Source organism: Staphylococcus sp. EG-SA-2, from assembly GCF_017152085.1.
Window position 1 is genome coordinate 1 of sequence record NZ_JACYHC010001324.1, and the last position, 594, is coordinate 594.

Genomic DNA, 594 nt, shown 5'->3' on the forward strand with positions numbered 1-594 from the left:
TGTTGGAACTATTCAGAGGATCTTGGTGCTGTTGATGAATTGACGCATTTATGCCCACGATGCCAACAAGTTGTAAAATCACTTGTATAATTGAAATTGTATAAAGTACTCATACAGATGATATAAATTAAAGCTCTCTTCATAATCATGTTGTAGTTTTTGTTGACATGATGAAGAGAGTTTTTTTGTGAATAAAAAAATGACCAAGTTACCGGTCATATATGTAAAAAATGTGCGATTTACTAAAATAAAAATTATTCAGGAATGGTACAAATTCTCTGAGGCATATAAATGCGTTATAGTTGCTATTCTCAATTATGTTCGCGATAATTTTAAGTAAAAGTAAGCACAGATATTGAATTTGATAGGAGTTAATTGAATGTATCATAACAGTAACGCAAACTTTGTCAATGGTATCACTTTAAATGTGAGAGATAAGAATGAATTAAAGCCATTTTATGAGGACATATTAGGATTAAATATTATAAATGAGACATTAACATCGATACAATATGAAGTAGGTCAAAATAATCATGTCATTACACTTGTTGAATTACAAAATGGACGTGAACCTTTAATGTCCGAAGCGGGACT

General features: G+C 30.3%; 2 protein-coding genes. Both read left to right on the top strand.

Annotated elements, in window-relative coordinates; genetic code table 11:
* Nucleotides 1–90: zinc finger domain-containing protein (locus IDG60_RS28405; RefSeq protein ID WP_206161163.1), on the top strand; the 90-nt coding region annotated here is incomplete at its 5' end.
* Nucleotides 91–379: 289 nt separating this feature from the next.
* The coding region (locus IDG60_RS21150) for a VOC family protein (protein WP_206161162.1) at nucleotides 380–594 on the top strand (215 nt) is incomplete at its 3' end.